19 protein-coding genes and 1 tRNA gene are annotated in these 25,024 nt (G+C 63.7%); 15 read left to right on the top strand and 5 right to left on the bottom strand.

What is annotated here, in order from left to right; genetic code table 11:
• Positions 1-51: 51 nt before the first annotated feature.
• The gene (locus H6678_01130) at positions 52-1,314 is read right to left on the bottom strand and encodes an SUMF1/EgtB/PvdO family nonheme iron enzyme (GenBank protein MCB9472394.1); all 1,263 of its coding nucleotides are present in this window, start codon (positions 1,312-1,314) and stop codon (positions 52-54) included.
• A 201-nt stretch (positions 1,315-1,515) separates the two neighbouring features.
• Between H6678_01130 and rplU the strand changes: the two genes are divergently transcribed.
• Together rplU and rpmA are read left to right on the top strand one after the other, a co-directional pair.
• On the top strand, positions 1,516-1,827 hold the full coding sequence (gene rplU, locus H6678_01125) for a 50S ribosomal protein L21 (protein MCB9472393.1): 312 nt from the start codon (positions 1,516-1,518) through the stop codon (positions 1,825-1,827).
• Positions 1,828-1,850: 23 nt separating this feature from the next.
• Positions 1,851-2,108 (top strand): 50S ribosomal protein L27, encoded by a 258-nt coding sequence (rpmA, locus tag H6678_01120; protein MCB9472392.1) that lies wholly within the window; start codon positions 1,851-1,853, stop codon positions 2,106-2,108.
• Between the two features lie 79 nt (positions 2,109-2,187).
• Here the strand turns inward: rpmA and H6678_01115 are convergent, their stop codons facing one another.
• Positions 2,188-3,492, bottom strand: coding sequence for a right-handed parallel beta-helix repeat-containing protein (locus H6678_01115; protein MCB9472391.1), 1,305 nt, complete (start codon positions 3,490-3,492; stop codon positions 2,188-2,190).
• A 211-nt stretch (positions 3,493-3,703) separates the two neighbouring features.
• Positions 3,704-4,873: a hypothetical protein gene (locus H6678_01110; GenBank protein MCB9472390.1), complete on the bottom strand. Its 1,170-nt coding sequence runs from the start codon at positions 4,871-4,873 to the stop codon at positions 3,704-3,706.
• 341 nt (positions 4,874-5,214) lie between these two features.
• Between H6678_01110 and H6678_01105 the strand changes: the two genes are divergently transcribed.
• The 5 genes from H6678_01105 (at position 5,215) to H6678_01085 (ending at position 16,038) form a co-directional block, all read left to right on the top strand.
• The gene (locus H6678_01105) at positions 5,215-7,590 is read left to right on the top strand and encodes a hypothetical protein (GenBank protein ID MCB9472389.1); all 2,376 of its coding nucleotides are present in this window, start codon (positions 5,215-5,217) and stop codon (positions 7,588-7,590) included.
• Positions 7,591-8,298: 708 nt separating this feature from the next.
• The gene (locus H6678_01100) at positions 8,299-10,935 is read left to right on the top strand and encodes a S49 family peptidase (GenBank protein ID MCB9472388.1); all 2,637 of its coding nucleotides are present in this window, start codon (positions 8,299-8,301) and stop codon (positions 10,933-10,935) included.
• A gap of 882 nt (positions 10,936-11,817) precedes the next feature.
• Positions 11,818-11,890 (top strand) — tRNA-Glu (locus H6678_01095).
• A 498-nt stretch (positions 11,891-12,388) separates the two neighbouring features.
• Positions 12,389-14,155 carry a pyruvate kinase gene (pyk, locus tag H6678_01090; GenBank protein MCB9472387.1) on the top strand — a complete coding sequence of 589 codons (1,767 nt, stop codon included), beginning with the start codon at positions 12,389-12,391 and terminating at the stop codon, positions 14,153-14,155.
• A gap of 257 nt (positions 14,156-14,412) precedes the next feature.
• Positions 14,413-16,038 (top strand): hypothetical protein, encoded by a 1,626-nt coding sequence (locus H6678_01085; protein ID MCB9472386.1) that lies wholly within the window; start codon positions 14,413-14,415, stop codon positions 16,036-16,038.
• 27 nt (positions 16,039-16,065) lie between these two features.
• Here the strand turns inward: H6678_01085 and H6678_01080 are convergent, their stop codons facing one another.
• Positions 16,066-17,283: an EAL domain-containing protein gene (locus H6678_01080; GenBank protein MCB9472385.1), complete on the bottom strand. Its 1,218-nt coding sequence runs from the start codon at positions 17,281-17,283 to the stop codon at positions 16,066-16,068.
• 335 nt (positions 17,284-17,618) lie between these two features.
• Between H6678_01080 and H6678_01075 the strand changes: the two genes are divergently transcribed.
• Entirely contained in the window at positions 17,619-18,353 is a 735-nt protein-coding gene (locus tag H6678_01075) for a hypothetical protein (GenBank protein MCB9472384.1), read from the top strand.
• A gap of 79 nt (positions 18,354-18,432) precedes the next feature.
• On the opposite strand, the gene H6678_01070 is transcribed toward H6678_01075, so the two are convergent.
• Positions 18,433-18,849 (bottom strand): 6-carboxytetrahydropterin synthase, encoded by a 417-nt coding sequence (locus H6678_01070; GenBank protein MCB9472383.1) that lies wholly within the window; start codon positions 18,847-18,849, stop codon positions 18,433-18,435.
• 216 nt (positions 18,850-19,065) lie between these two features.
• On the opposite strand from H6678_01070, the gene H6678_01065 reads away from it, so the two are divergent.
• From H6678_01065 to arsS, 7 genes are all read left to right on the top strand, one after another.
• On the top strand, positions 19,066-19,764 hold the full coding sequence (locus H6678_01065; GenBank protein ID MCB9472382.1) for a TVP38/TMEM64 family protein: 699 nt from the start codon (positions 19,066-19,068) through the stop codon (positions 19,762-19,764).
• On the top strand, positions 19,754-21,274 hold the full coding sequence (locus tag H6678_01060; GenBank protein MCB9472381.1) for an FAD-dependent oxidoreductase: 1,521 nt from the start codon (positions 19,754-19,756) through the stop codon (positions 21,272-21,274). Before H6678_01065 ends, H6678_01060 begins: the two co-directional genes overlap by 11 nt.
• Entirely contained in the window at positions 21,271-21,945 is a 675-nt protein-coding gene (locus H6678_01055) for a glycosyltransferase family 2 protein (protein MCB9472380.1), read from the top strand. The genes H6678_01060 and H6678_01055 overlap by 4 nt, the downstream gene beginning before the upstream one ends.
• 1 nt (position 21,946) lies before the next feature.
• Positions 21,947-22,696: a DUF547 domain-containing protein gene (locus tag H6678_01050; protein ID MCB9472379.1), complete on the top strand. Its 750-nt coding sequence runs from the start codon at positions 21,947-21,949 to the stop codon at positions 22,694-22,696.
• A gap of 42 nt (positions 22,697-22,738) precedes the next feature.
• Complete coding sequence (locus tag H6678_01045; GenBank protein ID MCB9472378.1) at positions 22,739-23,365, top strand: TIGR04282 family arsenosugar biosynthesis glycosyltransferase; 627 nt, start codon at positions 22,739-22,741, stop codon at positions 23,363-23,365.
• Positions 23,358-23,690, top strand: a complete 333-nt coding sequence (locus H6678_01040) for a carboxymuconolactone decarboxylase family protein (GenBank protein MCB9472377.1) — start codon at positions 23,358-23,360, stop codon at positions 23,688-23,690. Before H6678_01045 ends, H6678_01040 begins: the two co-directional genes overlap by 8 nt.
• Positions 23,691-23,819: 129 nt before the next feature.
• Complete coding sequence (arsS, locus tag H6678_01035; GenBank protein MCB9472376.1) at positions 23,820-24,866, top strand: arsenosugar biosynthesis radical SAM protein ArsS; 1,047 nt, start codon at positions 23,820-23,822, stop codon at positions 24,864-24,866.
• Positions 24,867-25,024 lie beyond the last annotated feature (158 nt).

The raw sequence follows: 25,024 nt of genomic DNA, 5'->3' as shown, positions 1-25,024 counted from the left end.
GAAGGGGACGCCCGCGGCTGCGGGCGTCCCCTTTTTGATGCTGGGTGCGTGTTACTTGAGCAGCAGGATCTTCTGGCTTTGAGTGCGGTCCGTGCTGCCTGCCTTCAGGGTGACGAAGTACAATCCCGAGGCCAGCCCTTCCGCGTACAGGCGGATTTCCGACTGCCCCGAGGGATGCAGGCCTTCGGCAAGGGTGCGGACCAGCGCCCCCCGCGAATCGTGCAGAGTCAGGCGCACCATGTCGGTCTGATCCAGCTCGAAGCGGATCACGGTCGACGGGTTGAAGGGGTTGGGATAGGCATCCAGCAAGCGGAAGTTGGACGGAATGTCCTGGATGTCGCTGGTCTGCGGGAAGAGCGTTCGTACCACGCGCAGCCCGAATCCGCCGGCGAACCAGGGCGAGCCGGCGGTTGCCGTTGGTTCAAGCGAGCGGCGGTAGCCCGTATTCATCTGCTGCCACTCAATGCTGGCAGCCCAGCCGCCACCGCGAATCTGTTTCAGGGTTCCCGTGGGGGCACCCAGAGGGTCCTGGGCTTGGACACTTGTATTCGGACTGAACCAGTCATTCACCCATTCGTAGACGTTTCCGGCCATGTCGTCAAAGCCAATGTCACTTCGGCCATTCGGGTAGCTTCCCACATCCACTCCCCACCCGACGCAGTAATAACCGGGTCGGATGTTGGCCAGATCGCATGTCGGATAGGCATCGCCCCATGGGTATGAGCGATCGTCCGGGAAACTGGCGGCATACTCCCACTCCGCTTCAGTTGCCAATCTGTATCCCAATGCGGTATATGGGTTGTGGAATTCGTCGCTGTTCCAATTGCCGTTGTAGAAGGCGGGCAGGTCGTTCATCATGCTCAGCCAATCACATGCCGCGGCGGCCCCGAACCAGGTCAGGTAGTGAGTGGGACGATTTTCCGGATTGTAGCCTCCGACCGGGCCCCAGCCGCCATATGTTCCGTACCCTGCGGACAGGTAGAATTGTTCGGTCTGGGCATCGAAGTGGATATCCGTGAATGTGTATGGTGCCACACTCAGACGCATGAGATCCCGACCATATCCTCTGACCCAATCCCCCGAGACAGTCGCATATCCATGGTCATAGGCCCACTGCAGAACTGGCAGGAAATCACCCGCTGTGACCTCGGTTCGGCTCATTTCGAAATCATGTGTCAGGCTCACGAGGTGCATGGGTTCGGTCAGCCCTTCTTCGCCCATCATGAAGCTGCCAGCAGGCACTTGCAGCATCTCGATGGCCGTTGAAGTGAGAACAGTTCCGGTCAGGCACGCGAGTATCAGTGGCAAGCGCATGGTGGCTCTCCTTGGTTTGTATTGAAGCTGAATCAGGTATTTTTGAACCTGACTTGCCATGACAGAATCCTGTAGTGGAATTGCAGTCAAAAGTTTGTCTTGGCGAAGTATCCTGCAGCGAATAGTCCAATGCCTCTATTGCATTTGCAATCCCTCTTCGATAGCTTCGTGGTCTTTGAATTTCAGGATGTGGAGGATTCGATGTACGCAGTCGCAGAGATCGCCGGCATGCAGACCCAGGTTTCCGAAGGGTTGCGCCTGCGCGTTCCCCTGCTCAAGGGAGAAGCCGGTGCCAAGGTCCAATTCGACAAGGTTCTGGCGATCGTTGACGGGGCCGACATCCGTTACGGCACCCCCCTGCTCGAAGGTGTCTCCGTCGAAGCCACCATCGTGCTGCACGGCAAGGGCCGCAAGGTGATCTGCTTCAAGAAGAAGCGCCGCAAGGGCTTCGTGCTCAAGAAGGGCCACCGCCAGAACTACACCGTGCTGAGTGTCGACAAGATCAGCGCCTAGACCCACAGGAAGAGGACCCATAGATGGCACACAAGAAAGGCCAGTCGTCCACCCGCAACGGACGCGACTCCAATCCCCAGTTCCTGGGCGTGAAGAAGTATGGTGGCGAGGCCGTGATCTGCGGCAACATCATCGTCCGCCAGCGCGGGACCCACTTCCATCCCGGCAAGAACGTGCGTCGTGGCAATGACGACACGATCTACGCGATCGCCGATGGCAAGGTGCTGTTCCACAAACTTCGTGGTCGCCGCACCATCTCGGTGGAAACCCCCGCCAGCTGAGCCCGCCGGGCAACCCGTTCATTCAAGACAGCCCGCTTTTCCGAAGCGGGCTGTCTTTTCGTTTTTGTGCCTGCGCGCGTTACTTGAGCAGTGTCACTTTCTGCACCCGGCGCTCCTGGTCCGCACTCAGGACCAGCAGGTAGACTCCGCTGGCCAGAGTCTGGCCCTCCAGCTGCACACTGTGCTCGCCACGGGAGAGCAGGCCATCCAGCAGGGTCATCACACGCCGGCCCTGCAGGTCGAAGAGCTCCAGACGCGCGGGGGCGGTCTGCCGCATCACGATCGTGCAGCGGGTGCTGGGGTTGAAGGGGTTCGGTGCGGGAGCCAGCAGATCGAAGTTTCCCGGCAGGTCGGCCACGTCGGCCACAGCGCCGCAACCGGGTCCGAAAGCACCGATCAGACCGCAGTCCGCGCCCGTGGGATGCTGGCCCGGCAGGGCTGGTGAGGTGCTGTAAAGCGTGTACGCATCCGGGCAGAAACGGGGGTCGGCGATGATGTTGCCCCCCAGGTCGTGCATGTACTGGCTGCTGGGCCAGATGTCGCCGGTCTGATTGTTCCACATCTCGTTGCAGGATGTTTCCACCCAGGCGGAATAGGCGAAGTCCAGCGGATTGCTGTTCAGATTGCCCACGATCAGGTTGGCGTTCAGGGTGGGATGGCAGCCGGGTTCCGAGGCGGCGATCGCGCTGCCGATCCAGTGGGCGAAGTTGCCCACCAGGGTGTTGTTCTGGATCAGCGGCGCACCGTACAGGATGCGAATGCCACCACCCTTGCCACTGGGCTGGGTCGTGTTGCCCGTGATCAGATTGCCCACGACGTCGCTGGTGGAGTTCATCAGAAACAGACCACCGCCGTAGTGGCTGCTGTTGGCCTGAATCCGGTTGTCCTGGATGCGGGGCGCGCAGGACCAGACGAAGATGCCTCCTCCCAGGCCCTGGGGTGCGCTGGCGACATTCTCGACAAGGACATTGCCCCGGATCACCGGATCGGCGCCATCGTGACAGAAGATTCCTCCACCCACTCCTCCCCGGGGAATGCCGCTGACACTGAGCGCAGTGCCCGTGCCGCCCGTGAAGGTGAAGCCCTGGATCACGCAGGCCTCGGTGATCAGGGAACCGTGAATCCGCAGCACGCTGCCGGCAGCCATGCCATCCACGATGGTCAGTTCGGGTCCGGAAACGCTTTCCAGCACCAGGTTCTTGTTGGCCAGCACCAGATTCTCGGGCCAGATGCCTGCGGACACCCTGACCGTATCCAGGTCGTTGGCGGCATTCAAGGCCTGCTGGATGGTGGAATGGTCCCCGGGGACCGTCAAGATCGCGGCGTTCAGGGTGCCGCAGAAGGACGCGAGGACCAGCGAGATCTGACACAGGGATCGGGACATGGGGGGACTCCTTTGCTGGATTTGGCGCAGCCTATCATTTCTGCGCCAAATGGCAAAGCAGGATTGTCAACCCCACCAGTATGTCCATCACTGCCGTGTTTCGCTGTTCGATGTCTCTGCCAATCCGGTTTCTGGTGGAGACAACCGCTTTCCAGCAGCGGACAGAAGGTGGAATCGGCATCAAGGACGGTGGCTTCGATGTCCGGGAGTACTACTTCAGGAATGCCCAGAAAGTGCGTCCGTAATTCTGGCCCTTTTCGAATGGTGCATCGGCATCGATGCCCAGCCTGATCGCCTGCGAGAATCCTCCAGCGCGCAGTACCAGTTTCGAGACGTATTCGGGAGACCACCCTTTCAGCTTGTGACGGAACCATGCTTCGTGTTCCTCTCCCGTATCCAGGAAAAGCACGGTTCTGGTCTTGCGGGCCAGGCCGGCGATGATCTGTTCCACTTCGCCCGGTTCCTTGCCGATGGCGTAGTGATGCAGGAGGCTGAGAAAGAGCACGACCTCGGCTGAAGGCGTGGAGTCGTCGGCCAGATAGTCCTCGGCGCGCGAGACCAGCAATTGGGACGGTTCCAGCCCATAACACAGGCGTCCCACATCCAGGGCGTTGGGATCACGATCCACGGCCTTGACATCGGGAATGCCCCAGTTCTTCAATCCAGCAGAGAAGTATCCGTAGCTGCTGCCCAGATCGATGGCTGTGTGGGGGTGCAGCCCGCGTGCGTCAAGGAACTCGGTGATCATCTTCAACCGGTCGTGGCACACGCGAACCACGGGCCAACCTTTCACTTCGGGCAGCTCGATCGGCTGGTACAGTTCGCTGCGACGGGTCATGTTCACCCGGTGCAGTTTCCGCACCCACCAGGAAGGCACGGCGCCCTGAAGCAGCACCTCGCCGCGGGTTTCACCTGCGGCCAGTGCCATGGCGACGCGGTGGTGTCCATCGATGATCTCGTACAGGTCCTTGCAACCAATCAGACGAGCCACGCGCACGGATTCGATGAGAGAAGTTCCGGTGTCCGGCGTGGACTGCGCGAATCGTCTGGCCAGCTCCACGACCTCCTGTTCACTGCGCGCGTCGTGGTAGTGTCCCACACGTTCCAGCACTCGCAGCGCATGTGCCAGATACTCGCTGCCCCGCGGGTCGCTGTGTCCCGTGTCGCGCGCCTGTCGCAACAGGGCCAGATGCGGAGAGTCCTGCATGGAGCGCGACACAAGTGAGTCATCCCCGCTGAGCCGGGCCCAGGCCTCCATGGGCAGGCCAGCCTGCTGGCCGACACGCAAGCTCCCCAGCTCCACGGTGATCCGGCGTGTCGGCATTGCCAGACGGCGCATTTTCCACAGACCGGCTTCAATGCGCATGCGATTCGAAATCATTCCCACTCCTGATTCACCCGATTCCCGCGCCCGGGGCAATACTTGGCCCCGGAATCACTCCAATGGGGCCACTGAAGATAGAAACCAGACGCTGACCTTTCAGGGAATCCGTTGTGAAGATCCTTGCCCGGGCATGCGACCGGCTGACGTGCATCATCGGACCACTCCTGTGCCCATCCGGGTTGCGCTTCATTACCTTTGGGGCCACCAATCAGTCAGCCAGGTGCGGACAGATCGCCATGCCCGGGTTTCCCGGGCCGGCTGCAGCTTGCACTCCCTACTTGAACAAAGGATCAGGAATGACTCCGGAAGACACTTCCAGGACCCGGAACCGGGTACTCATGATTGCGGTGCTGGTGCTGCTGGCCGTGCTGCCCTTCCTGCCCTTCTTCACGGGCGAAACACTGTCCGCCTCGGACACGATCAAGTCCATTCCATTCATGCAGTGGGGCCTGGATCACCTGGCGCAAGGCAGTCTTGGGCAGTGGATACCCGGTCTCTTCGGCGGCATGCCGGCCTTTGCCGCTCTCGTGACCGCCCCGGTCAATCCGGTGGAAGTCTCATTGCTGGTCTTTGGTCAGAAACTGCTGTTCAATGGATACGCCGATCCCGTGCTGCCTCACATCGTGTACCTGATGGTTCTCGGGCTGGGAGTCTGGCTGTTTCTGCGTCACGAAGGACTTTCGGCTGCAGGAGCCCTGCTTCTGGCGGGTTTGGCGATGTCCATGACCACACTGGTGGGACTTGCGGGCGCCGGACATACGGTCAAGCTCTGGACGCTGTGCCAGATGCCGCTGTCCTTGTTCCTGCTGGCCCGTGTCTACCGGAATCCCGGCTGGATCCGGGTGTTGCCGGCCGGATTCTCACTGGGCCTGCTGCTGCTGTCCAAGCATGTCCAGGTGGCGTACTACTTCCTTCTGGGGGCCGGGATCTACTTCCTGGTGCGTGCAATTCTGGACCATGGCCCCGGGGCCTGGAAACTCATTGTGTCACGCCTGGCCTTTCTTCTGGCTGCTGTGGTCAGTGCTGTGCTGCTGGCCTCCATACTGTTCCTGCCGGTTCTCAACTACAGCGACCAGTCCATTCGTTCTTCCGCGTCGGAAACCGTGACGGATGGCGGGTACGCGGCGGCCTACTCCTATCCACCGGAAGACCTGCTGACCTGGGCGATTCCCGCGGCCAAGGGATATGGTGGCGGAGACTACTGGGGAGGTCTGGAGTACACGGCCTTCCCTCTGACCATGGGCCTCGTGCCACTGGTCCTGCTGGCTCTGGGACTGTTTTCGCCCGGACGACGCAGGATCTATCCGCTGCTGCTGGCGGCCGGTTTCCTGTTCCTGATGGGCATCGGACGCAACGGGGGCCCGCTGTTCTCGGTCTTCGTGGACTTGTTTCCCTTCTACGCGAAGTTCAGGGCGCACATGTGGGCCATTGCCGTGAGCCAGATTCTGCTGTTGCTGGCGGCCGCCGAAGGATGGCGCATGCTGGTGCCCGCTCAAGGAACACCAGCGAACCCGGGGCGCACATTCCGCGCGGGTCTCGTGTGTGCTGCGGGGGCCGTGCTGCTGGCCATCTGGGGCATGGTCGTCTCACCGGGTGACGGTGCCGTGGCCGATGGCGATTCCCGCTTCGGCATGCGTGACCGGATGCAGATCGAGGCCTATTTCGCCGGCAGGGGACAGACACTGAGCCCGGCGGAGTTCAATCAGGTCAAGAATTCCATCCGGGCCCAGCGCGGCAAGGTGCTGGCCGGAAGCCTCTGGAAGGAGGCCGTGGTGCTCCTGCTGCTGGGTGGTGTGCTTGTGATGTACAGCCGGGGCAGCGTCAAGGAGGGAGGACTTGCGGTCCTGTTGCTCGTACTTGGAGTGGCCGATGCGAAACCCGAATACGGCAAGGCGCTGCATTTTTCGCCACGTCAATCCATTCTGCAGGAACTGCGGCCTGACCCGATGATCCAGCACCTCCAGGGGCTTGCCAGTCAGGATCTGTTCAGGGTCTGGCCCAAGGGCGTGTATCCATACAATCAGCTGATCGCCTGGAATCTTCAGTCCGTCCTGGGATACCAGGGCGCGCGCCTCAACATCACGGACCAGTTTCTGGATGCCGGTGCCGCACAGGGTTATGGCATGGATCGCGAGATCCATCCGCACGTGCTTGATGTGCTGAATGTGAAGTACACCATCGCACGGGAGATGCTGGAAGGCCAGGTGGTCGTGGGCAAGCAACAGGACCAGCTGCTGCTCTCCCGTGAGTCGGCTGCCGAACGGGTCAGTCTGCCCGGGCGCATCACCACGGTGGCCAGTCCCAAGGATGCTCTGGAGAGGATCCTGGCTCCGGATTTCGATGCACGCTCCGAAGTGGTGCTGCTGGAGAGTCCCGGATTCACCAGCAATGCGACCGGGTCGGCTCGTGTGACGGACTATCAGGATGAGGAAATGACCATTGAGGTCACTTGTGATGGTCCGGGAGTGTTGCAGATCAGCGAAATCTTCTATCCCAACGGGTGGACGGCGTCAGTGAACGGACAGGATGCCGCGATTCTCAACTCGAACTTCGCGACCCGTGCCATCCTGTTGCCCGCAGCAGGGGACCACCGGATCGTGCTGCGCTTTGCTCCCACGGATTTCCGGTTGGGTGCGGGCATCAGCGGTCTGACCCTGCTGGCCATGCTGGGTGCCTGGGGAGTGCTGTGGTTCCGGGGCAGACGCAAGGACTGAAACTCCCAGCCGGTGCTCGTCGGTGCATCAATTGGGGCGCTGCGAGACATAGTCCGCACGGCTGCAGTGGATAAGCGAAAAGCCGGATCTGACGGGAATCGTCAGATGCCCCGCCTCCCCTGACGGTTCCTGCACAGCTTTGGAAGAATCTGGACACTTGCGGCGGAACAGAATTTTGAGACCTGAAGGCAAGTGATGGATAAACAAGAAGATGGCCCGGGCGTGGAAAGTGGCATCCATCTTGCTCTGTCTTGTGCACCGGTGACGAGTCACTGGGACTGCTTCCGATCCGCAAGGGGGAAACTGCGGAAAGAAGAAGCGGAAAATGGGGGTCTCGAATGAGTCAACTGAAGAAGTTCCTGAACATGGCCAAGCGCAGTCGTCTTGATATGGCCGTCGCCTCGCCGCTGTTCCTTGTCGTGATGATCGTCGGCATCATCATCATCTGATTTCGCAGCGATTCTCACAGGAACGCTCAAGGCCCACCGTCAGGTGGGCTTTTTTCGTGCCCATGATTCCAGGGTGGCTCCCGCGGCCCCACCTTGCCCGCCCAGCGGGCACATCCTAACTTGACAGCCCTTGACCGGCCCCTCGGTGGTGCCCCGGAGTGAAACCGATTCCCCCCGATTCCGTCGAAGCCGTCACGTGTCCGGTGGGCAGCCGTTCCACCGCTCTCCGCTTCGTCCGCCTTCATCAACTGGAAAGTGAATGACAATGGTACGATCCGTTCTCCTGATCGCTGTCTTGCCTGTTCTGGCAACAGCACAGGCTTTGCCCACTCTGGACAGCGACCTGGTGGGCAGCCTTTCCGGCGCGGAGGGTGCGTCCGGTGCCTACAGCAATGCGGCGTCCGCGTGGTACGACGAGGAAACCAGCGAATTCGAGTACTTCGGTTCACTCGAGGATACCGACAACAGCCGACACGGCGACTGGTCCTTCTACAGCAAGCTGGGCAGCCTCGGCTTTGGCGTGCGCCACACCGACCAGCCCGGCGATCGCTACATCAATCGCTTCCGCCTGGGCCTGGGCATGGGCGAGCGTGACAACATGATCGGCCTGGCCTACGCCTGGAACAAGGGCAATGCCGTCGGCGGTGATGGCCCCGACGAGTTCCTCTTCAGTTCTCTTGGCCGCTACGCCCCCTTCGGCCTTCAGATGCCGCAATTCTCGCTGGGCACGGTACATCACTTCCTGCTGGGCAACGACCTGGCCAACCAGAACTTCCACCGCAATCGCTACTGGGGCGAGGGCGGCTTCTCCATGCGCCCGGCACCGGCGGTCACGGGCATCCAGACCTTCAGCCTGTTCTGTGACGCGGCGTGGGACCGCAACCTGGAATTCCACGGCGACCGTGTCTGGTACGGTGCCCAGTGGTCGCCCTTCAATGTGGTGGACCTCTCCTTCCGCAAGAATGTCAACCGGGACGACATGGCCCTGGGAGTCGACCTGCACATGGGTGGCCTGGGTCTGGGGTATGTGGGAGCCGAGCAGGAGAATCCGGCTGGCGGCAGCAATCTCAGCGCCAATCGCAGTCACGTGCGCCTGAACAGCAGCATGTTCCACAACATGCGCGTGATGACTCCCCCGCGGCGCAGTTATGCCCATCTCAAGCTGGAAGGCATGGCCAGTGAATACACCTGGCTGATTTCCGGTGTCAAGTTCCGCCTGCCCGATTTCCTGGAGCAGATGGAAGCCATCGGCAAGGATCCCACGGTCAAGGGTGTGCTGGTGGAAATGCGCCCCGGCTTCCAGGCCGATCCCGTGATTCTCTGGGAAGTCCATCGTGCCCTGAAGGAATTCAAGGACCAGGGGCGCGAAGTGGTCTTCTACAGCCACAGCCTGAGCCTGGGGTCGCTGTATCTGGCCTCGCTGGCCGATCGTGTGGCCCTGTTGCCCATCGGCGAGGCCGAAATCAATCCCTTCGGCAGCGAGCGGCTGTACTTCAAGGACGCTCTGGCCAAGGCGGGAGTCGAATTCACCCGCTGGAACGTGGGTGCCTGGAAAGGTGCCGGCGAGGAGTTCAGCAACTCGGCGATGTCCCCCGAAGTGCGCGAGAACGTGGGGCGGGCCCTGACCGAAGTCCACGACCATTTCGTGGCCGAGATCAAGTCCGGATTCGGTCTGGGCGACGAGGAACTGGGCCAGTTGCTGGATCACTATTTCCACGATGCCGACCAGCTGGTGGAGATGGGCATCGTGGACACGCTGCTCTACGACGACAAGGTCGAGGACTGGGTCTGCCATCGTGATTCCGACAAGAAGGACGATGAAGACGGCAAGTCCGGCATCAGTTTCAGTCTGGGCTTTGGCAAGGACAAGGGCGAGAGCGGTGGCAAGGAATCCCTGCGCCCGATCCGCAGTTTCATCACCCCGATGGCTCGCACCCAGTGGATGGACGATCGCCAGGTGGCGGTGATCTACGCCTCGGGCCCCATCCGCGAAGGCACCAGCATCGGCCCCTTCGTGATCGGTTCCGAAACCGTGATCCAGCAGCTCAAGGCCTGCCGCAAGAATGACCGCATCAAGGCCGTGGTGCTCTACGTGGATTCACCGGGTGGCAGTGGCTATGCCTCCGATCTGGTCTGGCACGAGATGCAGCGCCTGCAGGAAGACAAGCCTCTGGTGGTTGTCCAGGGCTTCCTGGCCGCCAGCGGGGGGTACTATTTCTCCATGTCCGGTGACCAGATCATCACCACCCCCGTCACGATCACCGGCAGCATCGGCGTGGCCGCGGGTGCCTTCTTCGACAAGGGCCTGATGGCAGCGTCCGGTTTCAGGCAGGACGGTGTCTGGGCCGGCCAGGCTCCCCTTGGGGGAGCCGTGATGCCCTTCGGGCTGAACCTGGAAGCCGGCAATGTCAGCATGCGTCTGCCCACCCTGCCGGTGGCGGGACGCCCGCTGAGCGACCAGCAGGACCGCGAAATCCGCGGACTGATCCGCAGCTTCTACGACGATTTCGTGGACAAGGTGGCCGAAGGCCGCGAGATGGAGTGGGACGCGGTGCATGCCATCGCCGAAGGCCGTGTCTGGTCCGGACCCACTGCCATCGAGCTGGGCCTGGCCGATTCGGTGGGCGGACTGAAGGAAGGCATCGACGAGGCCATCCGCCGCGCCGAACTCAAAGGTCCGGTGGACGTCGAGGAAATCTACCCCCGCTTCAGCCTGAGCCAGATCTTCGAATTGGCCGGTGGCATGGCCACGCTGTCCCTGGATGAAAAAATGAGCGAGATGAGCGCCGAGGCCCGCCAGACCGCCCAGGATGAGCAACTGCTGCAACTGGGCAGCAGCCGCCCCGAACTGCTCTTCGACTTCTTCATGTTCCAGGACCTGCGCCTGCTGAACTAGACCCAGGTCCACACACCACGCACCAACTCTCCGGGTTGAGGCCCCGTCACCACGACGGCCCTCAACCCGGATTTCCTTTGCAGGAATCCCGGTGTGCCGCGCCAGCGTGGGGGAAGCGATGTGGCGGTGACCCCCGTGCAACATGTCAAGATCCCCGCTTCCGCAAAGATGACCGGCCCGGTGAAGCGTCGCACACGGAAGAATCCCAGTGTGCCCGGGGGCAACGTGGGGTACCAGCCTGCCTGCCGCCCAGAGGTGAGCATGCGACGGCGGGCGCGCGCAGCGCAGGCCCGTCCGGCGGAGTGAGAGAACAAGATTTCTTTTGGCTCCACTCTTTTCTTTCTCGGAAAGAAAAGGTGGAATGCGCGGCGCGACCCGCCCGCCCCGGATTCCGCAGAAAGTGTGCAGCAAGCACGAGACGAAAGCTTCATTGGGCCCGGCTGGAAGCTACGTCGCGAAAGGAAAGCGTTCGGGGAAGCAAAGCGGTGGGAACCCCGTGCAACATGTCGAGATCCCCGCTTCCGCAGGGATGACCGGCCTGGGGAAGTGTCGCACACGGAAGAATCCCAGTGTGCCCGGGGGCAATGTGGGGTACCAGCCTGCCTGACGCCCGGAGGTGAGCATGCGACGGCGGGCGCGCGCAGCGCAGGCCCGTCCGGCGGAGTGAGAGAACAGGATTTCTTTTGGCTCCACTCTTTTCTTTCTCGGAAAGAAAAGGTGGAAAGCGTGGCAGGCCCCGGCCGCCCATTGCATGGCGCCCCGATTCCACGGAAAGTGTACCGACAACACAAAAATTCATCGGCATCATCCAGCCCAGCAGGACGCTACATCAGGGGTCAGCTTGCTTATTGGGGAATGACAGGGTATCTTGGCCCTCCTTCTGGCGCGTTCGTCTAGTGGCCTAGGACGCTGGCCTCTCACGCCGGTAACACGGGTTCGAGTCCCGTACGCGCTATGACCTCAAGCCCCCGCATGCGGGGGCTGTTTCTTTTTTCCCCCCGGCGCTGCACCCGTTCGGAATCTGGCGCGCTTGAACTGCCCATTTCCCCCGTTTCGGTTCATCACGACCAGCAGTCTGTGCGGCGGGTACACAGGTTTTTCCTGCCAACTCCTTGCAAATCAATCGGATCGAACTGGCTGTCAGAAATGGCATCCAATTTGTGAAGTGGGTCACAGGACAGCTGCTCGGCGCCTCCAGGTCCCGGGAGTGTCGAGCGCGGCCAATGCCCCCCGGATTGCCGCCTGTCCCCCGGGAATTCCTGGCTGCGCGCGCGTGGCAAGGATTCCAGCGAACGACTCCTCTGTGCGCTGCCGGCGGTGTCTCCCCATGGGGAGCACCGCCGGTTGGTTTTCAGGCAAGGATCATGCATCGTTCAAGCCGATATTGCAGGCCGGGACGGGGACAGTCCCCCTCTCGCCATGGGCCCGCGACCTGCGGGCGGAAAGGCATCCGATGCGCATCCTGCTGGCTGAAGACAACCCGGTGACACTGACCATGGTGCGGCAGGAACTGGAACGCCTCGGGCATGAGGTCACACCCGTGTCCAATGGAGAACAGGCCTTCCAGCGGGCGTCCAGCCATCCGGTGGACCTGCTGGTCACCGACATCCAGATGCCCGGCTGGAACGGTTTCAAGTGCATCGAGGCACTCGCGGTCACCTCGCCGCTGCTGCCGGTGGTGGTCCTGTCCAGCCTCGAGCCGGAGGACGTCCGCCGTCAGCTTCCCGAGGGCCATCGGGTGATCGCGATCCTTTCCAAGGAAGAGGGCCTGGATGCCCTGGGCAAGGCGGTGGCCAATGCGGAAATCCAGGATCGTCAGGCACGACGGCGCCATGCGCGCATCGTCTGCACCATCGGCCCGGCCTCGCACAACCGCGATGTGATCGGCCGGATGCTGCTGGCCGGGATGGATGTGGCCCGGCTCAATTTCTCCCACGGCACACACGAAGACCACAGCCGCGTACTGGCGGAACTGCGCGCGGCCGAGGAAACCTGGGACAAACCCCTGGCCGTGCTGCAGGATCTGTGTGGACCCAAGATCCGGGTGGGCAGCATGCAGGATGGGATCGTGCTGGAACGCGGGAGTGACCTGGTGATCCAGGCGGAGCCGATCGTGGGAAACGCCCGGCGCTTCAGCACGATCGCCCCCGAAATCCTGCCGGACCTGCGGCTGCACGATCCGGTGATGCTTGACGATGGACTGCTCGAGCTGGAAGTGATCCGCGAAGGCAGCCAGGAAGTGCATTGCCGTGTGATCCATGGCGGGCCGCTGCGCTCGGGCAAGGGCATGAATCTGCCCGCCTCGCGTCTGGGGCTTCCCGGGGTGACCGACAAGGATCTCAAGGATCTGGCCTGGGGCGTGGCCAACCAGGTGGACTTCGTGGCGATTTCCTTCGTGCGCCAGGCCGAGGACGTACTGCGCGTGAAACGCTACCTGGCCGAGCACGGCAGCACGGCCCAGGTGATCGCCAAGATCGAGAAGCCCGAAGCCGTGGAAGCCATCGACAGCATCATCGAGGCGGCCGACGGCATCATGATCGCCCGCGGTGACATGGGCGTGGAACTGAGTGCATCGCGCGTGCCCTGGATCCAGCGCGACATTCTCAAGCGCTGCGAGCGGGCCGACAAGCCGGTGATCACGGCCACCCAGATGCTCGAGAGCATGACCGTGAATTCCCGGCCCACCCGCGCCGAGGTCACCGATGTGACGGTGGCGATCCGCGAAGGCAGCGATGCGGTGATGCTTTCAGGCGAAACCGCCACCGGCATCGATCCGGTGCTGGTGGTGAGCACCATGGCCGGCATCATCCGCGAGAGCGAAAGCCATTCGGGTCTCATCGAAGGCCTGGAAGCCGACGCCCCGGAATCCTGGCAACGGGGCCTGCTGGCCGCCGTGAATCAGGCCGGCACGACGGTGACCATCGCCCTGGATCGTTACGGACGCCACCTGCCCAGCCTGTCCAAGAAGATCCGGACCCATCCACTGGTGCTGGTGACCGACCGGATCGAGGTGGCCCGTCGCAGCACGCTGTATCACGGCGTGATTCCGGTGATTCTCACCGAGGGCGGCGGCTATGTGAGCATCCTTGGACGGACCCTGGATGAGCTGCGCCGACGGTCCGTGGTGGCCACGGGAGATCTGGTGGCCGTGCTGGAACTGCAACCCGAGCATCCCTTCCCCTACCGTCAGGAAGGGTCGGTGGTCTTCATCCGGGCCTGAGCGGAGGAGGGCCGGCGCCCGGAATCCGGCACCGCTGTGCATGAGTCGTTCACGATTCCCGGCGATCTGCGGGGAATCGTGAATTTCTTTTCGTACCCATTGCTTCGGTGAAAGACCTTGAACCGAACTGTTGAGGTACGATTTTTGCCGGTGCTGACTCGCCGATCCGGATCGGCACCCCTGCCGGACCCCAATGCACCCAGATTGATCGCCCGCCTTCTCGAGGGGGCTTCGCATTCCCTGAAGGATCGCGCGACATGGCCTCTCACCGCCTGCCCAGTGCCCTTTGGCTGTCGCTTCCCGGCGGTTCGGGCCTGCTTTGTGCACTGTTGCTGTCCGCCAGCACCCTGGGGGCCTACTCGCTCAAGCTGCCTGACAATCCCCCTTGCCAGCATGACGGACACGAGCACTGGGCCGACCCCCCCGGCAATGACCTCTGCCAGGATGCCGAGTACCTGAGCGATCAGGATCTCGAATTCAGTACCCGGGGCGCGAGCACCGATGGTCCGCCCCACGCGGTCTGCCAGTTCGACGGCCAGGTCTACAATGACATCTGGTACCGCTGGAACGCGCCTCTGACCGGCATGCTCTGGATATCACTGTGCGACAGCGAGTACGATACCGACCTGGCGGTCTACGATGGCTGGCAGTGTCCGGTGGACGATTCCCGTCTGCTGGGGTGCAACGACGACGCCTGCCCCGGCAGTGGGTCCGAACGCTACCGCTCTCGCTTGGCTGTACCGGTGGAGCAGGGGCAGGACCTGCTCCTGCGGTTGGGGGGCTATGGCCAGTGGGACCGCGGCGATGGCAGGCTCGAACTGTCGTGCCAGGCGCTGCCCGATGGCTGCGTGATCGAGGAAGAGCTCCAGGGCCCCGACACGATCGTGGGCAACACCTCCGCCGCCTGGCAACTGGGTCACGCCCAGTGCGGCTGGTCCGACTGGAGCCCCGCGCTGATCTATCGTTTCCAGCCCGCTTGTCCCGGCCCCTGGCAGGCCAGCCTCTGCGGCAGCGGCTTCGATACCGTGCTCTCGGTGCACACGGCCTGTCCTCCCGATGCCAGCAACCAGCTGGCCTGCAACGACGATGCCTGTGGATTGGCGTCACAACTGGAGTTCACAGCTCTGGCCGACAACGTGTACTGGCTGCGTGTGTCCGGTTACAATGGCGCGTCGGGGGCCTTCGTGCTGGATCTGGACTCGCCCGTCTGTGGCGAGCTGCCCCCGTTGAACGATGAGTGTGCCCAGGCACAGTCCGTCGGCGACGGCAACTGGCCGCTCAGCACTCTGTTTGCCAGCCCGGACGGCCCCGATCAACCGGGCGCCTGTGGACTGGAGGCGGACTCGTCCCTGCATGAGGACGTCTGGTTCCTGTATACGGCGTCCTGCACGGGCACCGCACGGTTTGACCTTTGCGACGGAAACTGGGACAGCCTGCTGGCCGTGTATCCGGCGGGGCAGTGCCCACCTGCGGCGGACTCGCTTCTGGCCTGCAACGACGATTCCTGTGGCATGCAGTCGTGCCTGGAACTGCCGGTGTCTGCCGGGCAGCAGCTGCTGGTGAGGGTCGGGGGGCATTCGGGAGAACGTGGCACGGGCACGCTGGGCATCCAGTGTCTGCCGGACTGCCAGGTTCCGTCCCTGCCGGCAGCGGAGCTGACCATTCGGAGGGCGGAGGACCAGATCCTGCTGGAGTGGCCCGCGGTGGTGGAATCGCTGGAGGGCTGCCCGCTGGCCGGGGTGGAGTACCGTGTCTGGGGGCGCACCCCCGAGGCACTGGAGTGGCAGTTGCTCGACTGCGTCACGACTCCGTCATGGACCGAGCCTCTGGATTCCGGGCTGCCTCGCGTGCAATGTTACCGGGTGAGCTGCCATCTGCCCTGAGCGGCGCCCGCGCGCATCACGCGGCGATCAGGTACTGGCGAGAGTCTGCTGGACCCAACCCACCGCTTCCTTGTAGATTCCGGGCAGGCTCTCCGCATCCAGTCCCAGTTCGTCACTCAGGCTGGCGACCCGATCCACATTGCCCGACTCATAACACTGCACCAGCTCCAGACGGGCATGCAACGATCCGGTATGCTCGAGCAAGGCCCGGTTCAGCGTGGGACTCAGGTGCAGTTCGGGCAGGATCTTGTGCATGGCCATGTCCAGCATGGCATCAAGTCCGCTCAACAGACCTGTCAGAAATGCTTCGGCCATTTCGGCAGGATTGCAGTTCAGGTGGCCCGAAATGGACTCGCAGAAGCGGGCCCGGATCAGACACAGCTTCAGCAATTCTATGCTGTGGCCCTTGTTCAGTTCTCCCACGGCCACCACACTGGCCCAGCGCCGGATCTGGGATTCCCCCAGCATCAGCAGGGCCTGGCGAATGCTGCCGATCTCCTGTCGACGCGCCATGGCTGCCGAGTTGATGTAGCGCAGCAGTTTCCATGACAGGGAAATGTCCGCTGAGATGATGCGTTCCAGCTCGCCCACATCCAGCTCGGGACTCGATATCTGGTTCAGCAACTGGGTATAGTGGAGGGCGCTGCCCTTGATGTTGCGAGCCTTGAGCATCTGGGGGCGGCTGAAGAAGAAACCCTGAAACCGTGTGTAGCCCAGCTCGCGGGCCTGCTGGAACTCCTCATGGGTCTCGACCTTTTCGGCCAGCATCTGTTTGCCCCGGCCAAGCAGTGCCTCCACGGCCCGCGGATTCTTCCAGTGCTCCGTTTCGCGCAGGTCCACCTTGATCACATCGGCCAGCTGGACCAGAGCCAGGTAGTCGGAGCGGAAGGTGAAGTCATCCAGGGCCAGGGTATAGCCATCCTTCTTCAGTTGCCGGCTGGCCTGCAGCACTCCGGAACTGGGCTCCACGCTTTCCAGCAACTCCAGCACCACCCGGTCCTGGGGCAGCATGTGGTAGCTGCCCTGGAGCAGCGCATCTTCAATGAGATTGATGAACACCCGGTGGTCGGCCGACAACTCGTCCAGTCCGAACTGGATCAACGCACTCTGGAGCACGCGGCAGGTTGCCACATCCTCTTCCCCCACGGGAAACAGATTCCGTTCGGAGGAACGGTAAAGCAATTCGTAGGCGGCCAGATTCTGGTGTTCATCCAGGATGGGTTGACGGGCTAGGTACGAGTGCATGGGGCTGCCTGGATTCCGGTCGTGGACTGGTGGATCGTCGCTCTTCCTTATCTGCAGCCCACAAAGGTGACTTGACCCTCCAGAAGCCCATTTTCGGGCAGTCTTGCCGGATTGTTGACAGGTGTTCCCCATGCCCGGATTGGGCGTTCATTCCGGGCGACCGGATTCCAGAACTGTGTTATGGAAAAATCCTTGGTGCGACAAAGCTTGTTGCGCCAAGGATTCATACGGAATACTGCCTGCCCCATCCCGGACTCCAGACATGCTCGTCATGACAATTTTCTGGAATGGTCTTTGCCAGAGGTGGATCACCCAATCAACTTCTGGAGACAGCCATGACCTTTCCAACCGCAATCCTGCTGATCCTGCCCGTACTCGCTCAGGCCTATTCCGCCGGTCCGATCGATGGAGTCAGCGGAGCACCGGGCGAACTCAACTGCACCGAGTGTCACATCTCCCATCCGCTGAACTCGGGTGACGGCAGCCTGAGTCTCAGCGGCCCACTCTCGTGGGTCCCCGGCGAAACCTACCTGCTTACCGTCACACTCCAGGATCCAGGCCAGCAGCGCTGGGGCTTCGAAGCCTCCCAGGTGGGCCTGGGCAGTTTCAGCATCGTCGATCCTGTGCGTACCCAGTGGAGTACATTCGAAGGACGAGAATATGTGAAGCACACCATTGACGGCACCTCACCGCGCCTGTTTGACGGGCCATCCGAATGGTCCTTCAACTGGACGGCGCCCGAGGATCCCGAGCTGGGCACGATCACGCTCTACGCCGCGGGCAACGCGTCCGATTACAGCGAGGATCCCTTCGGCGACTACATCTACACCACCTCCCTGGCGATTCCCGTCCAGCTGCCGCCTCCCGCCGCCGTGGCCGATCTCAGCATTCAGTACTCCGCTGGTCTGGTCACACTTGACTGGAGTCTCGCGGCGGGGGCCACCTCCTACCGGGTGCTGCACGGTTCCAGCCCGGACGCCCTGCTGCCCGTGGACGAGGTGGCTGCGCCCCCCGTGTCGTACACGGTGTCCGTGCACACCGGGATCTACAGGATCGTGGCCATCAACTGAGTTCCGATGCCAGCCAGAAACGCCCCGTGGTCCTGTATGGACAACGGGGCGTTTCTGGCTGGGCCGGTGGCCTTGGTCCTCAGTCGGCCAGCGACTCGGGGCCCGTGTATTCGGTGAAGATCGTCGGTGTTTCCTGCAGACGCAGACGCACCAGCCGGCAGCCCTGGAGGCGCGGGGCGATTTCCTGCCAGATCCAGACCAGCAGATTCTCCGTGGACGGTTGACGCTCGGCGAACCAGGGAATGTCCGTATCGATGCGGCTGTGGTCCAGAACCTCCACGACCCGCTCGTTGACCAGGCGCTGCAGGGGGTCCAGGTCGGCCAGGAATCCGGTGCGCGGGTCCACGGTGCCGGTGACGCCCACGGTCAGCTCGTAGTTGTGTCCGTGCAGGCGCACATCCTTGCCGAAGGCTTCCAGATTGCCCTGCTCGCCCAGTTCCGGATTGTAGTACCGGTGGGCGGCGCAGAAGGTGAAGATCTTGTTCAGAGTCAGCATGTCGCTCCCCGTGTCTGTGTGGCGCCTTTGTCGGTGCGGGCGGGCCGAACATAACAAAACGGTCACGGGGGAACGGAAGCCGGGAATCGCCGGTTGGCAGCCATATCTTGAGGCGCGCTGCCTGCCGGAGCGCCCGCCTGCACGCACACCGAGCAAGGCCCTGACAATCCGCCTGAAATCCACTTCCGCGGGGGGAGGGCAAGCGAGAGGATCCCCATGAACAAGCGCAGCCTGTTGCGTGTGCTGGCCGCCATTGCCGTGGGCCTGCTGCTCTGGCGGTTGCCGGTCACGCCCGCGCTGGCGGCGGCCGTGGGCTGGATCCAGAGCCTGGGGGCGCTGGGTTGGCTGCTCTTCATCCTGCTGTACCTGCTGGCCACGGTGCTGTTGGTTCCCGGAGTGGTGCTGACACTTGCGGCCGGTTTCACCTGGGGTCTGCTGGGCGGTACCCTGCTGGTCTCCGCTGGCAGCGTGCTGGGGGCCGGGGCCGCCTTCCTGCTGGGCCGGCATCTGGTGCGCGAGTGGGTATTGACCCAACTGGCCAGTCGTCCGGTCTTCGCGCGAATCGACCGGGCTCTGGGCGAGAAAGGCTTCCGCATCGTGCTGCTGACCCGGCTCTCGCCGCTGTTTCCCTTCTCCCTGCTCAACTATGCCTGCGGACTGAGCGCCGTCAGCTTTCGAGACTACATCAGTGCCTCCTGGATCGGGATGCTGCCGGGCACCGTGCTCTATGTCTATGCCGGTACCCTGCTGGGCGGGCTGGGCGAGCTGGCCGGAGGGCCGGCACCCGACAAGTCCCTGCCCTTCCGGTTGCTGGGCTGGGCCGGGCTGGCGGTGACTCTGCTGATCACCGTCTGGATCACGCGCATCGCCCAGCGGGCCCTGAGCCAGGAAGGAGTGGCCGCCGATGCCCACTGACCCCACCCGCAGTCTGGCGCCGCTGGACCGTCACAATCTGACCCTGCTGGAGAATGTGCGGCCGGCACAGCATGCCACTCGACCCAGCAGGGACGAGTATCACGCAATCGTGCTGGGAGCGGGGGCGGCCGGCCTGGTGAGTGCCTCGATCGTGGCCGGACTGGGCGGCAAGGTGCTGCTGGTCGAACGCGCCCTGCTGGGGGGCGATTGCCTGAATGTGGGCTGTGTGCCGTCCAAGGCTCTGATCCGTTCGGCGCGCGCCGCCGCGGCGGTCCGGGCGGCTCCCGGTTTCGGGATCGGCCCGCAGGAGGCCCTGGTCGATGGTGCTGCCGTGCTCGAAAGACTGCGCGAGCGCCGTGCGCGCATTTCCCCCGCGGATTCCCTTGCGGGCCTTGAAGGCAAGGGCGTGGAAGTGGTCTTTGGCCAGGCCCGCTTCACGGGAGCGGATCGGGTGGAGGTCAATGGGCATACGGCCCGGTTCAGGCGAGCCTTCATCGCCACGGGCGGGCGCCCGGCGATTCCGCCGATCCCCGGGCTGGACTCGGTGCGCTTTTTCACCAACGAGAATCTCTTCAACCGCGAAAGCCTGCCCGGACACCTGCTGGTGGCCGGGGGCGGTCCGATCGGCTGCGAGCTGGCCCAGAGCCTGGCCCTGCTGGGTTGCCGTGTGACACTCGTGGAGCAGGCGGAGCGGCTGCTGATCCGGGATGATCCCGAGGGAGCCCTGGCCGTACAACAAGCCCTGGAGGCGGCGGGTGTGGACGTGCGGCTGGCCACTCGTCTGGTGCGCCTTGAAGGTCGGGGAGAATGCGGACAGGCCTGGCTTGAACACACAGCGGGAGGCGAGGAACTGGGATTCGATGCGCTGCTGCTGGCCACGGGACGCCAGCCCAACACGGAAGAGCTGGATCTGGAACACGCGGGCATTCTGACCGGCAGTCGCGGGCAGGTACTGGTGAACGATTTCCTGCGTACGGCCAATCGCCGCGTGCTGGCCCTGGGCGATGTGATCGGCGGGCCCCAGTTCACCCATGCCGCCGATGCCATGGCGCGCGCGGCCGTGCGCAATGCGTTCTTCTTCGGGCGTGCGCGTCGCAATCAACTGCTGATTCCCTGGTGCACTTACACCACACCCGAGCTGGCCGGTGTGGGCCCCGACCTGACCACGGCTCTTGCCGCGGGTGAGCGGGCCGCCGAGCTGGTCGTACACTTCCGTGATCTGGACCGAGCCGTGCTGGACAGCGAGGAGAACGGTTTTCTCAAGGTGGTGCACGACGCGCGTGGGCGCCTGCTGGGAGCGCGCATCCTCGGACCGCATGCCGGGGAGCTGCTGGCGCCCGTGATCGCCTGCATCTCCGGCGGTGTGAGACTGGGCCAGCTCTCCGGAATGGTCTTTCCCTATCCCACGGTGGGCGAGGCCCTGCGCAAGCTGGGCGACCAGTACCAGCGCACACGCCTGAGCCCGGGCCTGGCGGGTTTGCTGGGTCGAGTACTGCGGAGTCGGCGATGAGCGTGTCGCTGCTGCTGCCCCTACGCAACGAATGTGCCCGGGGCGAGGCGGACCTGCAGGCACGCCTGGAGTGGCTGCGGGCCCTGCCCGGAGTGGAGGAATGGATCGCCGTGGACGGCGCCAGCCAGGATGCCAGCGCCGATGTCGCCCAGCGTGCCGGATTCCAGCTGCTGCGGACCGAAGCCGGCCGCGGGATCCAGCTCGAAGCGGCGCGCCGGGCAGCCAGGGGCGATCTGCTCTGGATGGTGCACGCCGACACGCGCCCGCCACGCAATGGCGCGGAGCTGATCGAAGAGGCCTTCCGTGATCCACGCGTGCAGGTGAGTGCATTTCCACTGTCCTTTCAGCCAGAGGGCTGGGATCTGCGGCTGGTCGCCTGGGGCGGCAACCTGCGCTGTCGTCTGCGGGGCACTCCCTACGGCGACCAGGCCCTGGCCTTTCGCGCCTCCAGTCTGGCCGCCCTCGGTGGACTGCCGGCCTGGCCCTATCTGGAAGATCTCTGGTGTGTCACGCGGCTCAAGGCGCCCGGTTTTCTGCGACTGCTGCCCGGCCACTGCCCCACCAGCGGGCGGCGCTACCGCGAGCGGGGAGTCTGGCGCACCCTCTGGCAGCACCAGCGCATACTGGCTCACTTCAGGCGGCATGGCTGCCCTTTGCCGGAGGATCGCTGAGATGATGCGTCACACCACAGTTCACCGATTGCTGATCCTGCTTGTGATCGGTCTGCTGGCCGGGTCGGCTGTCGCAAAGCAGGCGCTCGAGAGTGCCGCGGGAGCCTGGGGCCGGCAACTGGCACAGGTCGTCAGCGATGGCCGTGTGAGCTACCGGACTCTGGCGCGCGAACCGGGGCCACTGGACGCCTGGCTGGACCAGGTGGCCCTGCTGGATCCGGACTCGCTTGCCGCCTGGCCCCGTCCTCGCCAGCTGGCCCTGTTGCTGAACCTGTACAACGGGACCACCCTGCGGCTTGTGCGTGACAACCTGCCGGTTGGCTCGATCAAGGAGATCGGTGGCTGGTTCCGCAGCCCCTGGAGCCTTCCGGTGGTCCGGCTGGCCGGCGAGACCTTCAGTCTGGACGAGTTGGAACACCGGCGCATTCGCCCGGTGTACAATGATCCTCGCATCCACGTGGCTCTGGTCTGCGCCGCGCGTGGCTGTCCGCCCCTGCGGGAGGAGCTGTACACCGCCTCCGGGCTGGAAGAGCAACTGGACGACCAGGCCCGGCGCTTTCTTCAGCGGAGCCCCACCAAGAACCGGCTGGAGGGCGGCACGCTCTGGCTCTCGCCGATCTTCAAATGGTATGCTGAGGACTTTGGTGCCGACGAGGCCGCCCTCAAGGCCTGGCTGGAGCCCTGGCTGCCGGGGGCGTGCCAGGCACGCATCCGCTGGACCGACTACGACTGGAGCCTGAATGCACGCTGAGCGCGTGCCCGCGCAATGGATGGTGTGTCAGGGAGGATCTGGATGGAGTCATGGGTGACGATCTGCCTGCTCAGCCGTCGCCCGCGCCTGGGTCAGGGAAAGTCCCGGCTGGCGCGCGAACTGGGGCCGGAAGCCGCCTTGGCGATCCAATGGCAGTTGCTGGAACGCTGCTGTCACACACTGGACCAACTGCCGCCACCCTTCCGGGTGAGCGTGCACTGGACGGGCGAGGCGAGCGGGTTCGAGGCGCGGACCCTGCCCCCCTGGGCGCTGCCCGGCGCGGAGCAGCCCGCTGGTGAGCTGGGGGCACGGATGGCCGCGATCGTTGAGGAAAGTCTGGCACACGGTTCCCGCGCGGTGATTCTGCTGGGCAGCGATTGCCCCTGGCTGGAGGCGCAGGACCTGCACGACGCCGCGCGAGCACTGGAGCGGACCGACTGTGTGCTGGGGCCCGCCGAGGACGGAGGCTACTGGCTGATCGGCGCCCGACGCTGGCATCCCGGACTCTTTCCGGACACGGTCTGGGGTGGACCCACCGTGCTCCAGGATACCCGGGATTCACTTGCGGCCACCGGACTGGACTGGAGCGAATTGCGCACCCTGCCGGACGTGGACCGGCCGGACGACTGGACACGCTGGCAAGAGGAAAGGAACACGCACCATGGATAGCTACTACCGCCCCGAGGATCTGCCCCGTTTCGAGGAAGTGGGCCAGAACGCCAGCGAAGCCTGGAAGGCCTTCATGGCCTGGTACGGCCCCCTGATGAAGGCAGGCCATCTCAGCAAGCGCGAGAAGGCCCTGATCGCGCTGGCTGTCTCACACAGCGAGAAGTGTCCCTACTGCATCGACGCCTACACCCAGACCTGCCTTGAGAACGGCATCACCCTGGACGAGATGACCGAGGCCGTGCATGTGGCTGCCGCCATGCGGGCCGGGGTGACTCTGGCCCACGGGGTGCAGATGCGCAATGTGGCGCAGAATCTCAGTTTTTGAGTGGGTGTGTACGAGGATTGCAGTGTGTGTGCCCATTGCATGGCGCCCCGATGTCGCTGCGCTTCAGCGGGCCCGGCTGGACGCTGCGTCGTGGGGCCGGGGGATTGGATGAAATGGTGAAGGATTGAACTGTTGACTCACGAAAAACCACAGGTCAGCCGGGAAGAGCAGTTGCAGCAGGAGCGTCTCGAGGCGATCCAGCCGGGGCTGGCGCGTTTTGACGAGCATCTTGAGCAGGCGGGCCAGTTTCCGCTGCAGGCCACCGGCATCGAGATCCTGCAGCTGAATGTGGGGCGGGTCTGCAACCAGACCTGCCGCCATTGTCATGTGAGCGCCGGGCCGCGCCGTCGGGAAAGCATGGCGGGCGAGATCTTCGAGCTGGCGCTGGATGTGCTGCGCACGCAGCGGATTCCCGTGGTGGACATCACGGGCGGGGCTCCGGAACTGAATCCCCATTTCCGCGGATTCGTGACAGGGGCGCGCGCGCTGGGCTGCACGGTCATCGACCGGTGCAACCTGACCGTGACCCAGGAGGCCGGCCAGCAGGATCTGGTGGACTTTCTGCACCACCACGAGGTCCAGGTGGTGGCCTCGCTGCCCGCTCCCACCCAGGCCGAAACGGACGCCCAGCGCGGAGAAGCGGTCTTCGAGCGCTCGATCCTGGCACTGCGCCAGTTCAATGCGGCCGGCTACGGCACGGGCGACCCGCGCTGGCCCCTGCATCTGGTCACCAACCCGACGGGCGCCTTCCTGCCCGGCGATCAGACGGAGCTGGAGCGGCACTGGAAGCAGCAGCTGCTCGAGCAGCAGGGGGTACGTTTCGACAGCCTCTTCACCATGGCCAACATGCCCATCGGGCGCTTCCTGCACTGGCTGGACGGCAAGGGCCAGCTGGTGCCCTACCTGCGTCGCCTGCAGGCCGCCTGGAATCCCCGGGCCGCCAGCAGCGTGATGTGCCGCAACACCCTGTCCGTGGACTGGCGTGGCTTCCTTTACGACTGCGACTTCAACCAGATGCTGGGGCTTTGCGTGGACCACGGCGCCCCCGTGCATCTGCGCGATTTCCGGCCCGATCTGCACCACCGCCGCCGGATCGTGACCGGGCTGCACTGCTATGGCTGCACAGCCGGTGGTGGCAGCTCCTGCGGCGGGGCTCTGGATTCCCCCGAGGCCTGAGCGGGGCAGGCCGCCCCGGACCGGACGGGCGCAGCGCCAAATCCCGCTTCTTGCTTCTCCCGCCCCTTTCATTTATCCTCTCTGCCTTTGTTCGGACCGAACTCTTCCCCCTGGAAGCCCTTCGGTCCGGGCTGATTTTCTGTGCCCATTGGCCAATC

This window comes from Candidatus Delongbacteria bacterium (assembly GCA_020634015.1).
Classification (GTDB): domain Bacteria; phylum CAIWAD01; class CAIWAD01; order CAIWAD01; family CAIWAD01; genus JACKCN01.
This window is presented reverse-complemented; position numbering and strand designations above follow the sequence as displayed.